8 protein-coding genes are annotated in these 15,039 nt (G+C 64.6%); 4 read left to right on the forward strand and 4 right to left on the reverse strand.

Going from position 1 to position 15,039, the window contains the following annotated elements:
- The first annotated feature begins 12 nt into the window (after positions 1-12).
- The 3 genes from OG828_RS30845 to OG828_RS30855 are packed head-to-tail and all read left to right on the forward strand — an operon-like array spanning position 13 to position 3,775.
- A complete protein-coding gene (locus OG828_RS30845; RefSeq protein ID WP_328502960.1) occupies positions 13-1,455 on the forward strand; it encodes a hypothetical protein in 1,443 nt (480 codons plus the stop codon).
- Positions 1,452-3,272 (forward strand): DEAD/DEAH box helicase, encoded by a 1,821-nt coding sequence (locus OG828_RS30850; RefSeq protein WP_328502961.1) that lies wholly within the window; start codon positions 1,452-1,454, stop codon positions 3,270-3,272. The genes OG828_RS30845 and OG828_RS30850 overlap by 4 nt, the downstream gene beginning before the upstream one ends.
- Positions 3,273-3,304: 32 nt before the next feature.
- Positions 3,305-3,775, forward strand: coding sequence for a very short patch repair endonuclease (locus tag OG828_RS30855; protein ID WP_443062521.1), 471 nt, complete (start codon positions 3,305-3,307; stop codon positions 3,773-3,775).
- Here the strand turns inward: OG828_RS30855 and OG828_RS30860 are convergent.
- Positions 3,707-5,056 carry a DNA cytosine methyltransferase gene (locus tag OG828_RS30860; RefSeq protein ID WP_328502963.1) on the reverse strand — a complete coding sequence of 450 codons (1,350 nt, stop codon included), beginning with the start codon at positions 5,054-5,056 and terminating at the stop codon, positions 3,707-3,709. The two genes, OG828_RS30855 and OG828_RS30860, sit on opposite strands and share 69 nt — an antisense overlap.
- 609 nt (positions 5,057-5,665) lie before the next feature.
- Here OG828_RS30860 and OG828_RS30865 point away from each other — a divergent pair.
- The gene (locus OG828_RS30865; RefSeq protein ID WP_328502964.1) at positions 5,666-6,505 is read left to right on the forward strand and encodes an IS5 family transposase; all 840 of its coding nucleotides are present in this window, start codon (positions 5,666-5,668) and stop codon (positions 6,503-6,505) included.
- 78 nt (positions 6,506-6,583) lie between these two features.
- On the opposite strand, the gene OG828_RS30870 is transcribed toward OG828_RS30865, so the two are convergent.
- Genes OG828_RS30870 through OG828_RS30880 form a run of 3 tightly spaced genes read right to left on the reverse strand, consistent with a single transcriptional unit; the run spans position 6,584 to position 14,914 of the window.
- Positions 6,584-12,040 (reverse strand): DEAD/DEAH box helicase, encoded by a 5,457-nt coding sequence (locus OG828_RS30870; protein ID WP_328502965.1) that lies wholly within the window; start codon positions 12,038-12,040, stop codon positions 6,584-6,586.
- On the reverse strand, positions 12,037-12,930 hold the full coding sequence (locus OG828_RS30875) for a hypothetical protein (RefSeq protein WP_328502966.1): 894 nt from the start codon (positions 12,928-12,930) through the stop codon (positions 12,037-12,039). The genes OG828_RS30870 and OG828_RS30875 overlap by 4 nt, the downstream gene beginning before the upstream one ends.
- Positions 12,917-14,914 (reverse strand): hypothetical protein, encoded by a 1,998-nt coding sequence (locus OG828_RS30880; protein ID WP_328502967.1) that lies wholly within the window; start codon positions 14,912-14,914, stop codon positions 12,917-12,919. Before OG828_RS30880 ends, OG828_RS30875 begins: the two co-directional genes overlap by 14 nt.
- Between the last annotated feature and the right edge of the window lie 125 nt (positions 14,915-15,039).

Consider the following 15,039-nt stretch of genomic DNA (forward strand, 5'->3'; position numbering starts at 1 on the left):
GACGGAACGGACATGATGCGAGAACTTCCGGCTCCGCCGCGGGCGGATGAACTGAGCGAACTGATCAAGAAGAAGGTCGCGGAGGCGCAGGCGGCAGGCGGTACCCGCGAAACGGTGACCGTCGAGTGGAACGAGCAGAAGGTGCACGTCGACGTGATCGATCTGCCCCTCAGCAAGCTCTACTTCAACCCCAGCACGCACCGAATCCGCGCACAGCGGAGCCACGACGCCGCAAAGGACGCGGAGCTGGACCAGAACCCGTGGAGCGCGGAGAGCCAGGACTACCTCCGTTTCCTGCTCCAGGCCTCGCCGACCGATACCAATCTGCGCGATGTCGAGTTCGACGCCCTCAAGGACAGCCTCGAAGAATTCGGCCAGAACGACCCCGGGCTGGTCACCCATCAGGGCATCGTGGTCAACGGCAACACCCGGGCAGCCGCTCTGCAGCTGCTTCGCAAGCAGTCGATGCGCGTGGGTGTGCTGCCCGAGTCGTTCACCTGGGCGGACATCAACGCCGTAGAGCTGGCCTTGCAGCTCCGCCGGGATCACCGACGCGACTACTCCTACATCAACCGCATCATCGCCATGGAGGAACAAGCGGCCCTTGGGCGCACGCCCGAGCAGATCGCCAAGGAGTTCCGGATCCAGGTCCGGACGTACCACCAGGAACGCTGGATCCTCGCCACGATCCGCGAGCTGATCAAGCGCAGTCAGGAAGCCGGCGACGACGGACTCCGGCTGGTCGACTGGGAAGGGGCTCAGGAGCGACTCAAGGAACTCCAGCGCTTGTATGTGAAGCTGGAGACGCTTGACCACGACCAAGCGGAGATCCTCAAGGAACTGCGTCTGGCCGCCATCCTGCTCAACTTCTCCAAGACCGACGTGCGGCACATCAACGAGGACTTCCTCAAGGAGGGGCTGGAGCAGAAGCTGCTTTCCGCTGGTCCGGCGCTTGAGGAACGCTCTGAGGCCAAGTCGGCGGGAGTCATGATCCCGGGGCTCGGAGTAGAGGTCCCAGCCGTTTCCTCCGCCGTGGCTGACATAAAGGCACTCAACGACCGCCTGCTGCGTGCCGCCGCTGTCGTACGCAGTAGGAGCGAGGGCCCTGACCTCGGTAACGAGGCGAAGGAGCAGGCCCAGAGCGTTCTGGACGACACGAAGAAGACCTTCGACGATGCCATCGAGGCCGCTGGCCGCAGTGCCCGGCTGCGCAAGCGCAAGCAGCTCGCGCCCGCCCGGCTCGCGGAGGCATGCGCCAGCATCGACCAGTGCGTGAGCGACCTGGTGCAGGCCCGCACGTCGCGCAGCCTCGACGAAGAAGCTTTCGATGACGCGGTGATCAAGCTCCGTGGCAGCCTGCTGAAGCTCGCCAAGCAGGCCGGCCGCGGTCTGCAGGATCCAGGCGATGGCGTGGCCTGGCTGATGGACGCTGTCGCCACGGAGGGCCGACAGTGACGAACGCACCGAGCGAAACGTCCCTGCACCTGGGGTTCGACGAGACGCACACGCGCGTCGTGCTCCGGACCACTGAGCGCCACCAGCCGGACCTGGTCCAGTTGGCTGCCCGTTTCCGGACGGGCGGCCAGCTTGGCCTGCTCAGCGCATCAGTTGCTCTTGATGACTTTCTGGCCAACCTGCAAGTCCTTGGAGACTGGCCTGATCCAAACGGCGTGGAGTGGTCTTCTGCCCTCAGGAAGCTGGCGACCGGCGTCCTCCAGGACGCGCGGACCGTAGAAACCAGGCTGGCGGGCACGGGTACCGTCGGCGAGGTCGGCCCCGACGATGTCCTGAGTCTGCTCGGTGACAACTGGAAAGGTGAGCTGAGTGCCTTCCAGCGCAGGGACATCGCGAAGCTGTTGTCCCTCCAGCACGGCGCCAACTTCAGCGTGCCCGGGGCCGGCAAGACGCGCGTCGCGCTCGCTGTGTACGCGGCCCAGAAGGTCGCCGGGCACGCGCGTCGCCTCCTGGTCGTCTGCCCGAAGTCGGCTTACGACTCATGGCGTTTCGAGACGTCGGAATGCCTGACGCACGCGCTGCGCGTCAACGTCCTGGACGGGTCGCTGGACCAATGGGCGGAGGTGCTCGTCGTCAACTACGAACGGCTGGACCGCTCACTGTCGATGCTGACCGCCTGGCTGGCAGCTCAGCCGTCCATGATCATTCTTGACGAGGCGCACCGGATGAAGCTTGGATCCCGGGGCACTTACGGTGCCGCGTGCATGGCCCTCGGGCCCCATGCAGACCGGCGCCTGATCCTCACGGGTACGCCGGCTCCAAACGGTGCCAAGGACCTTGAAAACCTTCTGGGTTTCGTGTGGCCGGGGCACGGACAGCGGACCGTCGTGCGCGCTGTGGCCGGGGGAGACCTTCGGCAAGCAAGTACGGTTCTGCGGCCGTTGTTCACACGGACCACTAAGCAGGAACTCGGTCTGCCTCCTGTTGATCTGGGCATCCGTTACGTCGACATGCCGCCTCTGCACGATGAGATCTACAGTTCCCTGGTCAGCGGTATGAGCAACGGGGCGGCCAGGGAAGATCTCAGCGCGCTCGGCAAGACGGCTCTGCGGCTTCTCATGGCCGCGACGAGTCCGGCTCTGCTTCTGGAAGGAGCCACCAAATACGAGCCGCTGGCTTACCAGTTGCCTCCGTTGGAGATCCCCCGGGGTGGTTCGCTGTACTCAATGATGCAGAACCTTCCTGACTACGAGCTGTCACCGAAGTACAAGGAAGCCGTGACGATCATCGCCGAGAATGCGGCGGCAGGACGTAAGACGCTGGTCTGGACGACTTTCGTCCGGAGCCTTACGACGTTGGAGCGCATGCTGGAGAAGTTCAGTCCTGCCGTGGTCTACGGAGGGACCCCGGACAGGGAGGAACAGATCCGGCGCTTCCGCGACGATCCGGCCTGCATGGTGCTTATCTCCAACCCGGCGACCCTTGGCGAGGGGATCAGCCTGCACCACCACTGCCATGACGCTGTCTACGTGGACCGTGACTTCATGGCCGGCCGCTTTCTGCAGAGCCTGGACCGTATCCATCGCCTCGGGCTCGCGCCGGACACCGAGACGCGGGTTACGGTTCTCGCCGTACGCAATTCCATCGACGAGGTCGTGGCCGCGCGGCTGGAACAGAAGCTGGCGTTCATGGGCCAGATCCTGGATGACCCGACAGTCCAGCAGCTTGCCGACTTGGAGGAGGAGCCGTCGGTGGCGGCTGGTCTTGCGCCGAGTGACATCGAAGCGCTGCTGAGCCACCTGGGGGGCAACCGGTAGCTGGCTGCGTGCGGAGGACGCAGCGCACTACGATTGATGGTGTGTCTTCTGAAGCCGACTGGGCAGCCCCGGAGGGTTCCTGGGCTTCGTCCGCCGCACGCCGCCGCAACATGCAGGCTATCCGCAGTCGCGATACAAAACCGGAATGGCTGATCCGGCGTCTAGTGCACGCCCAAGGGCTCCGCTACCGGGTGTCCGCGCGCCCCATACCCGACCTTCGCCGGACGGCAGACTTGGTATTCCGTCCGGCGAAGGTGGCCGTATTTATTGACGGCTGCTATTGGCATGGGTGCCCTGAACACTATGTGCCGCCTAGAACAAACTCCGGCTACTGGTCCGAGAAGGTGCTGCGTAATGTGAAGCGGGACCGGGACACGGATCAGAGGCTCAGCGATGCGGGATGGCTCGTGCTCCGCTTCTGGGAGCACGAGCAGTCAGAGGCTTGTGCCGACAAGATTGCCGCGACGGTCCTCGCACGCAGGAGCGGGAGTAGTTTCCGCTGAAATCGAGAATTCCATTTGGTGTGGAATTTCATCCAGGGCAGCTGTGCCCGAGGAGTCGACGTCGTAGTTGCCGAGAAGCTCTTCCCGGTGCTCCGGTCGCAGAACTGCCGCGATTGCCCGGCCGACGGCTTCAGCGACCGGTGGAGGGAACGCATTTCCCACCTGCCGGTACTGTGCTGTCTTTTTTCCCTTGAACCGCCAATTTCGCGGAAAGCCCTGGATTATGGCGGCTTGCTCGACGGTGAGCATAGGGCCGTTCTCCCTGAACAAGTCTCGTGCCGGGTCGCATTCCTTCGGGTCGTTGGCCACCCCCATGGCATCAACGCCCATGGCCGCCCAGGCTCTCTTCGCTCGCGTGGGTCCAAGATCGGCGCCGCCGTGCTTCCTGGACCCGCCCACCAGTGTGGGGGCTACACCACGGCCGGCGGCCGCGGACTTCCGAGCGGCGTCGAGCCAGTCGTTGTAGACGTCCTCTCCGGTCCGCTCCCCGGGCTTGGCTGGCTTACCCGACTCGTTCTTGTCCCAGTACGGAAGGCACCGTTCCCGCATGGTCCTTCTGAGGCTTTCGGCGACATTAGCTTCGTCGCCCTTGAGGCCCAGCGGCCAGCAGAATTCATTGACGCCCGGCTTTGAGAGGTCTTCACGGATCGCGACCAGGATAGCTCTGGGGCGCAGCTGGGGGACGCCGAAATCTTTCGCGTCGAGTCGACGCCACACTCTTCGCATCTCAAGATCCTGAGCTGATGGAGAAAGTGAAGTGTCAACGTTAGGAACTGTGTAGCCAGCGCGGCGCAATCGATCGAGGATCTTGGCTCGATATTCGAGGAAGACTTCCGGCGGCTCAAGCATTCCCCGGACATTTTCAATCATGACCGCTTTAGGGCTAAGTTCTTCAATGATGGCCAGAGCTGCTGGAAATAGGTCGCGCTCGTCATCTTCGCCCAGTCTTTTTCCGGCCAAAGAGAAAGGAGGGCAAGGGACGCCGCCTGCGAGGAGGTCGATGGTGTCGCCTTGGGATTTAAGAGCCTTGCATGTGTCTGATGTGAGAAATTCCTTGACATCCATGGGGGTGAGGGCCTGGGCTTTTTGCGGTGTCCACCCGGGCCAGCGCCCGACGTTTGCACGCAGAGTACTGACCGCATGCTGGTCCCACTCGACAAGTGCCAAGTGGTCAAATCCGGCATTGTGCAGCCCCACAGCCTGTCCGCCGGCCCCTGCACAGATCTCGATCGAGGTCAGTGGCGTCGTGAACTGCGGTCGCTTCTGGCCGCTGGGGGGCATGCCGCTCCTTCTGGGGATGAGCCATCGTGCTGAGTGGCGTCCGTGGTCGTGGACGATCACTCCGAACCAAGAGTCTCGCACCTACCGGATTCCCCACTGACACCAGTGGAGTGATCGGCCGGTACCCAGCCCAAAACTAGCCCTTCGGTGCACGCTGTGCACCGAACAGAAGGCGATTTCCAAGTGGGGTGCAGAAGGGGTCGGTAGTTCTGACTCTCGCGCCCTGGTCAGCCCCGTGACACCCCTCGTACGACCTCCCCGACACACCGACACTCCGCCCCCGCTGAGGCGGCCGAGTCACAGCCCGCCCGCGCATGTGACGTTCAAGCGGAGCACCGTCGTGCGGTGAGCGTCCTGCGGGCGTGCGCGTGTGCTGCGTGGTGTCAGGTCTAAAAGAGCGTTTTGTCCCGGCGAGGTTGTTTGGTGGCGCTTCGGGCGGCGAGTGGATATGAGACCGGTGAGGCGAGCGTGCTCAAGGCGGGCTGTGTGACAGCAGACGCCGCATCTCTGCCCGTTTAGGTCGAGTCGCTCCTGTCTGATCCCAAGGCGCCCCCGATTACCGCCGTTTGCGCCCTGGGGACAAGCCATGTCCGACGGTACTAACGAAACATGCCGCCACACCGCCCCTATCCCAGCGATCTCTCCGATGCCCGCTGGGAGTTGATCGGTCCCGCACTCACCGCCTGGCGGGCCGAGCGCAGAGGCAAGGGCCTGGACATCGGCCGCCCGCCCGAGCACGATCTGCGCCGCATCATGGACGCCATCCTCTACGTCGACCGCACCGGGATTCCCTGGCGGTACCTGCCGCACGACTTCGCACCGTGGGAGACGGTCTACGGCTACTTCGCCGCCTGGCAGAAGGAGGGCATCTTCGACCAACTCAACGGCCTCCTGCGGCGCCTGGTGCGCGAGGCCGAAAACCGGGATGCCGAGCCAAGCGCCTGCGTGCTGGACGCGCAGAGCATCAAGACCTCCGCCAACGTCCCCGCGGCCGGCCAAGGCATCGATGCGGGCAAGAAAATCGCAGGCCGCAAGCGCCACCTCGGTGTCGACACCCTCGGCCTGCTGCTGGCCGTCTGGGTGACCGCCGCCAGCGTCTCCGACAACACCGGCGGCATCCACCTGCTCTCGCAGATCGCCACCACAAGCCCCCGCGTGACCAAGGCGTGGGCCGACACCGGCTATCGCACCAAAGCCATCGACCACGGCGCCCGTCTCGGCATCGATGTCCAGGTCGTCCAACGCGATCCCGGCACCAAAGGGTTCAAAGTGATCCCCCGGCGTTGGGTGGTCGAGCGCACCCTCGGCTGGCTCATGCACCACCGCCGCCTCGCCCGCGACTACGAGAGGCACCCGCACCGCTCCGAAGCCATAATCCACATCGCAATGATCGACCTCATAAGCCGTCGGCTCACCCGCGAATCCACCCCGAACTGGCGCCACACCTGAACCTCGAACCAAACAACCTCGCCGGGACAAAACGCTCTTTAAAGGGCACAGGATCCGCAGACCCGCGGCCGACACCCGTCACCGCCGTCGTGCAGCCTCAAGGCATTCCAGGATGCGGACAGGGCTTTTCTCCAGGGTGAACCAGTCGGCGACAAGGACCCGTGAAGCGTTCTGGGTGTGCGCTCGCGCGGCGTTCAGCGCCGTGTCGAGCCGAGGGCTGACTAGCCTCCCCTCGCATGCCTCGAGCGGATGCTTAACAATGACCACCCACGGCTCCCTGCGGTAGGTCAGTTGGAGCGTCGAAGTCGGTCCCTGCAATAGCACTTCTCCTCCGAAGAGCGACTGGAGTGCGGAGAGCGACCGGGCGCCGCGTTGCGCGTCGTCCGGGATGTTGCTACCACGCAGGACCTCGAGCAGGTCCGCGGCCAGCCTCCAGTCCAGCAGGGGGTGAACTGCCATGTTGGAGTAGTCGCGCAGACACCGGGGGCAGGAGGTCTTGCAGATGCCTGCATGTCCGGGTTGCCGAAGCTCCGTGATCAGTTCGGTGACGTCGTCCATGAAGGGGGCAAGACCCGGCGACGTGCCCAGGTGTGTGCTGAAGCCGGCCCCGTTCTCTAGGGAGTCAGCAAGGAAGGCGTACATAGCGTGGCCATCCGGGTGAGGGCCCGTGTGCACGCCGGCGACCAGCTCCTGCCGAGCCATATCGAGATGCAGTGCCGCCGCTGCGCGGAGCAGGAAGGCGAGGGAATACCAGGCAGCCCGGCGGCCCTCGCTCAGTTCCTGCGCGTACAGCGGATTCGGTTCCTGGGAGAAGTTGAGCCGAAGGCCGCGTTCGGCGTCGGTGGTTGCCTGGGGACCGATGAACAGGAAGTCTGTCTGGAGTCGTGCGCTGAGTGCTACATCGAAGGGATCGCCGTGGGCTCCGAGGCCCTTCGTCTGATCGACGCTCGTGGTGGCGATGTATCCGCCCCAGTTCCCGACGGCGCGGCGGAACGAAAAAAGCTTGCCGCCGTTGTCGTTAATCACGTAGCGCGTCGCAGGACCTGCATAGACGTCTGCCTTGTGCCAGGAGTTCCTCGCCAAGTCGGGGAGATTGACCGACGCTCGTGAGGTCACGGTCCTCGGTGACCACGTGAAGTTCCCGTCGAAGTCCCGGTCGTACCGGGCCCGGAACCCGGCTGGCTCCCGAAGGTCGACGACGGTGTACTCGCTGGATCCGCAGACTTTGCAAACGGCCCTATCCCCCGTGGGAGTGGTGTCGACGGAGTTGCAGGTCTGGCACAGGCCGACTGTCTGATGGTTTTCGAGGGGTTCGTCGATATACCTGGGCTCGCGGGACAGTTTTGCCTCGAACTCCGTGACGCCAACTGCGACGTACACCTCGCCGTCCCGGATGGACTCGGCGCCGGGGGAGAATTCGGAGACTGCGATGGCGATATCCCGGTCGGTCGTCATGTCCGGCGGCCAGGGGTAGGAACTCTTGGGCCGTTCCAGGTAGAGCTGGCGCACTCTCGTGGGGAAGCCGAACATCGGAAGGACGCCAGCGTGGGCCAGGCGCTCGCTGAGCTCCTGAGCACCAACAGGCTGGGCTGCGATATTCGTGATCGCCTTGATGACGTGATCTGCCCACGCATCGTCGGGGCTCGAGTCGTGCTCGAAGGGGGTGAACGCAGTCAGGGCTCGCGCGGCCGAGGCGATCTCGTTAGGGTATTTGGCCAGCCAGTCGCGGACGTGCGGCTCGGCAGCAGGCCAGGAGTCGGCGAGCCCGAACTCCCCGTGGGGATTGCTTGTTCCGCCGATGTCGGGAAGCGCTACATAGGCGAGGCGCAGTACCTCGGCAGTCAGGGCACGTTGGAAGATCTCCTTGCGGCCCAGGGTGAGGTACGGCGGCTGGGTCGGTTCGTTGGTGATCGCGTCCGGGTTGGCGAAGTAGTGCTCGTCGTGACTGCGGCCGCGGCAGACAGTCAGCGCAACAGCCACCGGGCTGGAGCGGCGGCCAGCGCGACCGACGCGTTGCTGATAGTTGAACCGGCTTGGCGGCATGTTCGCCATCACAACTGCGGACAGCGGGCCGATATCGACGCCCGCCTCCATCGTGGTCGTGACGGAGAGAAGGTCAAGTTCGTGTACCTTCTCGATTTCTTCTTGAAGAAAGACGCCCTGGAAACGGGCCTGTCGGGCCTGTGCTTCGGTGCGGCCAGTCTGACCGGTGAGTTCCGCGCTGTTCATGGGGAATTCACCGCGTCGGCTGTGTGCCTTCCACGCGTAGTAGTCATCCTCCCACGCTCGTTCGACAGGGGCTGAATCCACGGGGAGCGTCGCATGACAGCGGATGCAGACGTCAGCGGCGTCGGTGAGGTGCCGGCAACCACATGTCGAGCAGACTCTCATGGTGGGGCCTGGCTGGCGGATACAGACCTTGGCCGGGTCGATGAGGTATTCCCGTACGGAGTTGCCCCATGCCTTCTCCGCTTCCCGCTGGACGCTGTCCTCGTCCCATTCAGGGCCACGATGGAGGGCGACTGCTTTCCAGTAGGTCCGAAGCTTGCTGGGGGCTTTGGTGCGCGGGTCCCGGTCCATGCCGTTGAAGCGTCGCATGCCGGCCAGGAGCCGGAGGCTCGCCTGGCCAAGTGACGTCGAGTCTGGCGCCGTTTGAAGGATGGAGATGTAGCCGAGCCCAATGGACTCAACATCGCGCCCTCCGCCGGAGAACAGCGATTCGAGCGCGTTCTCGAGCAGCCCGCCCTCCGTGCTGAATGCAGCTGCTTTGTCGGCTGCACTCGCATAGTCGCGGAGCTTGGGCTGGTCGTCCGTCCAGTCGTAGATGGAGTACCAGTCAGTGCCATTATGCCCTTGGGCGGAACGCATCGTGCCTGCAGGATTCACGCCCAGTCGGAGAAGCCTCGGGTGCACTCTGCTGCGTACGAGGTCCCGCAGCGACGGCGCGGTGGCGAGCTGGGCTTCCGCTCTCAGGACAGCTTCCTCATCGCCGCGCATCACGGCGAAGAGAAGATCTCTTACCACATCGGGCATGACCTCTTCGAGTTGTGCCACGGCCTCCTTGACCTCGTCGGACTTGTCGCCGTCGGCCAGAGCACGGACTGCTGCGATACCCGCGGTCGAGGCTTCGAGTTTGCTCAGCTCATCGAGAGTGACGAGGCGTACGAGGTCTTGGTAGTGGCGGAGGGCAATGCCCGGCGCCAGTTTGGCCGCGTCCCGGCGGCTGTCCGTGAAGATCAGCAGTTTCCGATCACGTCGTTCGCGGAACTGCTCGGCCAGCTCGTCGGCGAGCAGCTGGTTGACCTTCTCGAAACCGGTTCTCATCCCGCGAATTGGGGACACAAACCGGGCTGGGTCTAGCGGAGGCAGCGTCGCTTTCGTGGCGGGGTTCCATGTGCGTTCCCAGTCTGCGCCGCAGCACGGGCACCTTGTGGGGAACGCGGGGATCCGGCCGGTGTCGGCCTTGGGTTGTCCGCTGCTGTCCCTGCTTCGCTGGCTCCTGACGTGGAAGCTCCAGCCCGTCCAGTCCTCGCCGTCGTTCTCAAGCCGCCCAGAGCCCGGTTCCAGGCGGCTGCGCCGGAAGGCGAAGGTGACCTTCCCGCCGTCTGCCGTCCACTTGCCGTCGTCGTCGGCGCGCTGGATCTGATCCGTCGGCCAGTAAACGACATAGTTGTCCGCTGTACGGTCGCTCCTGGATGCGTCGGGAACGCGGCTCAGATCAGGGCTGTCAGGGAGCAGGAAAGAGGAGAAATTTGTCCGGCCAAAGGCGTTGCGCGGGGCGTAGCCGCCCAGCATTGCTTCGCCGCAGGAGAGGCAGTAGACGAGTTCCAGAACCCGTGCTCCGCAATCGCATGTGCTGCGGGGCACGGTGTACAGACGACCGATGCGCCGCTCCGGCGAAGCGTACTCTGCGGACACTGCCGTGCAGTCCGGGTCCGTGCAGGCCCAGATGCCGGCAACGTTGCGGAAAAACAGATGGATCCGTAGTTGCGGCCGTGTGTGCTTTTCGTCTGCGGTGGCGGTGCGGATAGCTGTCGCGGCGCCACGCAGCGCGGTCAGTGCCCCCCGAGGGCTGCTCTCCGGGAAGAGCTTCGCGGCCAGCTCCGTGGCAGGGATTGCGGGTGGAGCAACGGCAGTTCCGTCTCCTCCCAGCGCCTTGAAGACCGCGGCGTCAGCCCCTGTCTGCTTCAGGAGTTCGGCAGCTTGCTCAGAGGTCAGGTCCTGCTCTGCGGCTTCTGCCAGTGCCTGAGCAGCAGACTGGATAGCCGGGGGGCCCACTGGGCGGGGAGCGGGCAGGCCTGGAATGAACTCGAAGGTCTCCTTGCCAATGGCAAAGAACTCCTGGAGGAACTGGCGGTCCTCGGCCCGCTTCTCGTCGAGTGAGGCAGACGCGGCGAGGACGCGCAGTTTCTCAGAGTGGCCTGCGAGACCAAGGCGTTGTTTAAGGTTCCTGATGAGGTAGGCGACTTCGGTGCCGGCAGTGCCGCGGTACATGTGCAGTTCGTCGACGACGAGCGTGAAGCGAGCATCGGGAGTCGTATGGAGCCATTCGGCGGTGCTGTCGAAGAAGCCGCGGTCTCGGCTCCGCTGCAGCATGACGTTCAGCATTGAGTAGTTTGTGATGAGGATGTCCGGCGGGGCGTCGTACATGTCCCACCGAGAGCGCATCTCAGCGCCGTCCAGGCTAGGGACGAAGTACTGCCGCCCCTGCTGGTCCATCTTCGCCCGGTCGACCTCCACCGCCTTTGCATGCCGGGTTTCCGTGGCGTTCAGATGCTTCCGCAGCTCTTCGAGCGAGCCGTTGGAACGGTTCGCCCTTCCCGGGGTTGCGTCCGGCCGGACACCGGTGACGGGCGTAGCCCCGGTGAAGCGGCCGAAGTAGAAGCGGTGGCCTTGGCGGTTGTGCCGCAGCCAGGCCCGGGCAGCTGCGCTGTCAAGGGTCCGGCGCAGACGCACAAGTTGGTCATCGACCAGGGCGTTCATGGGATAGAGGACCATCGCACGGACTGCTTTGGGCCGGTGCCCACTCTCTCCTTCGCGCTGGCTGCGGAAGGGCGTGGATGACTTCTGCCACCAGGGGTCAAAGGGTGCCGGGCCGCCAGTCCAGGACCGAGATTCCCGGATGAGATCCGCAATGATCGGCAGCATGAACGCCTCGGTCTTGCCGGATCCCGTTCCGGCGGTGACTACCGCGTTCTTCCCGGGAGCGGCGGTGCCGGTAAGCATGCGCTCCTGGTGTGTGTACAGCTTCATCTCGGGTCTGTCGAAGAGGCCGCATGCGGCGAAAGCGCTGAGTTCTCCTGTTGGGTCAGCGTCCTTCATGGACGCCTGAAGATCGCGGTCGACCTGCTGGTACCGCGGCCGCAGTTCGACGTAGGGCTCGGCAGAGATGCTTCCGGCCTGCTCAAGCAGGGCGCGCCGTTCTGCTTGGAGGCGGTCGTCACGCAGCCGGAAGGCCGTGTCGTAATAGCGCAGGTAGGCGTCCCGCAGAGCGTCCACGGCTCTGAAGGCATCAAGTCCGGCAGGCGTGGTCACGTGGTCTCCAGCTTGCGGCGAAGGGAACGGGCTATCTTTTCGGCGATTCGGAAGGGAACACCGTCGTATTCCGTGGTCTGCCCAGTGAGGCGCGGTGGGAGGCCGGTGCACAGGATTGCGGCTTCGGCATGAGCGGCAGGCAGGTGCATCCGGCGGCCAACGACAAGAGTGCCGAGAGAACTGCTGGTCCTGTAGCGCGACTCGGACCGCCAGACGAGCGGGTGGCTATTGGGCGACAGCACAAAGTAGGCGCCTTCCCAGCGATCACTCCTGTACCAGTCGTGTCCGTCGAAGATGGCGTAGCGGGTCCGGTTGCCGTCGATAAGGCCCTTGTAGAGGCCATTCCGCGGTCGAGCTCCCACCTCGATCCGCTCGAAGGAGAGGCTGGCCGGGTTGAACCAGTCGGCCTCTCGGCCGGTCGGCGGCGAAGTAGGCGGGCCGGGCTTCAGTCGAGGCAAAGCATGGGCAATCCGGTCGGCGGCGCAGGTTTCGGACCGAATACCCAGGGACTCAGCGAGTTCGTCGCGCTCGCCCGGTCTACCGAGATGCCACCACACGGTGGAGGGGTAGGGGACCTGCCAGTCCGGTGAGGGCTCGCGGTGCACGACAGCGCCACGGCTGATGTACTCCTCGGCGATCACCGGGCGGGCGCCGCTGAGAAGGGTCGTTTCGAGATTGCCGGGAAGCGGGGTAAGGACACACGACCGCGATTTCCATCTGTCGGCCTGCCAGTCGATGTCTGCGATCCCGAGTCGCTGGAGCTGGGCAACCCAGCTCCGGGCGGCTTTTCGGTCCCGGGATGCAGCCCACTCTACGTTCTTGACAAGGCGCGAAAGGTTCCCGGACTGGTGCTCCGCCATCCACGCAACAATGAGGTCAGGGTCGAACACGGTGGAATCCTGTCTGGGCTGCATGGGCGAGGACGCTTGTGCAGTATCGAGTCCACAGTCGCCTGTGCTGGCCGTTGCGGGGCCCGACAAGAACGAGGCGCGCCCAGTAATGCCGGGCGGCGTCGCTGAGCACGCCTATTGCGGGCTCCCGCTCTTGGAGAAGCGAAATAGTCGTCTCTCCCGTTTCGGGGGTGATGACCAGCCATACCGCCTCCTCAGGGAGGTCGACATAGCACTGGGCTGACTTATCGAGCCCTGTGCCCCTTGCAGTCCACCAGCATGGTTGCGCAGGACGGTGGGGGAACTCGAACTTGCCCTGCGCTGTCAGAAATCGGACGTCCCCGTTGACGGGTACGGCGATGCGACGGCCGTCCGCCACAGGGTGGCGAGCCGCCACGTGCCTGGTGCCGGATAGATGTCCGTGCAGTTCGTGGAGCGAGAAGTTGACGGACTGCCCGCAGTACTCCAGGCGATAGTTCCCTGCTCGCAAGTCCCGTCCGCGTAGCGGTACATATCCCGGGGCGCTGAGACGCACAGGGCTGTCTCCCAGGCTGGGGTGAAGAAGGGCCTCCCCACTGCTATCGCCGGAGAGCACGACGTCAGGCTCGCCGCCTACGAGGTAACAATGGTGCGCACTAGATCCCGAGATCTTGGCTCGGAGACCGCCCACGAGCCGCGCCCGCCGACCGGCCCGCGTGTGCACACCACTCGTTCCAGCTGCGGCCAACGCATTGCTGAGATGCTGCTCTTCAGTGAATTCAACCTCATCCGTCAAGCACCAGCCGGGGACGGATGTCTCGTCCGGCCGGTACCACCGCTCTCCCGCCTCCGCAAAGAAGCGCCGGGCTGCCGCTTCCCCTGCGGCATCGAACAGAAGGCGATACGGCTCCCCTACAGCTACGGAGGAGACCTCCACCAACCCTCCCGCCTCTTCGTGCTCACCAAGGATCACGAGGTTCCGAGGCAGCAAGCGAACTTCCGCAGTCGCGCTTGCGGCTGAGAAGCCGCCCGGCAGCGCGTGCTCGATCGGGGGCAGGCTGCCAGACAGCGTGTAGCGCTCGGCATCAGGCTCGGCGATGTCGACGGTAATGCTGCCGGCCGAATGCCTGAGCGTGTCATGCGGGACGTCAGGAGCGCTCGGCGCGTACCAGCTCAGCAGCCACCCATCGACGAAGTCATCGCGTGCGCGGACCAGCAGCTGGATCTCTCGAAGCCCGGACTCCGTCACAACGTCGGGGATGCCCTCGGCAGCTAGTTTCTCCAGGAGCGGCTCGAGAACCTCGTCATCCGCCCGGTTCTCCAATGCCTCTCTGAAACGCCGGGAAAGCCCCCGCTTGTTCGTACTCCAGCGTCTGAGGTGATCCAGCAGCTGGAAACCGGGAACGTGAGCGGCATCGGGAATGGAGTGCAGAAAGTCAGCCAGGGCCGGTCGATCCGTCATGCGGACGATGGCCTGTGACTTTGCGTAGCCGATAAAGGAGGTCTTCGCCACTCGCCGTAGTGTGCTGACCCCCCGTTCACCACCCTGGGCAGTCAGCCAATCATCAAGATCGTGCCAAAGGAGCTTGACGGTCCCCCGATGATCCTTGAGGGGCTTGACGTGGTGGTCCACAGGTACGGCGGGCCTGAGCATCTCAGCGAGCCGGTCGTAGTACGCCGGCGCTCCGGCACCCCGTTGAGCCCGCATCTGGACCGCCGCATACACCGTGGCCGCCAGAAGAGGGAGGCAGGGTGGGGGTTCCTCGCGAGATCCATGCCTCCAGAGCTCCGTGCGCAGAGCGACCGGCTCGTACGGGTTGCCCCGCCAGTTCAGCAGCGCAGAGACGGCGTCGCCCAGCAGCGCAGGCCGGGCCTGCTCAACATCACTGCTCTCCAACTCGTAGGAGTCGACGAAGAACAGGACTGGCCTGCCGACCTGCTCGGGTCCGAAGTACTGCCGGGCGAAGTGTGCCTGCCACCACTCATAAGAGGCGACGGGCAGCATGCGCGCAGGGCCAGCACTGCCGCCGGACTGCTCATCATTCCCGTCCACGGCCCACCCCTGCCTTCACAGTTCGTGCACGATTGGTAACAGGATAGGGACTGCCACTGACACCGCAGCCGATCTGC

It is taken from the genome of Streptomyces sp. NBC_00457, from assembly GCF_036014015.1.
Taxonomy (GTDB): Bacteria; Actinomycetota; Actinomycetes; order Streptomycetales; family Streptomycetaceae; genus Streptomyces.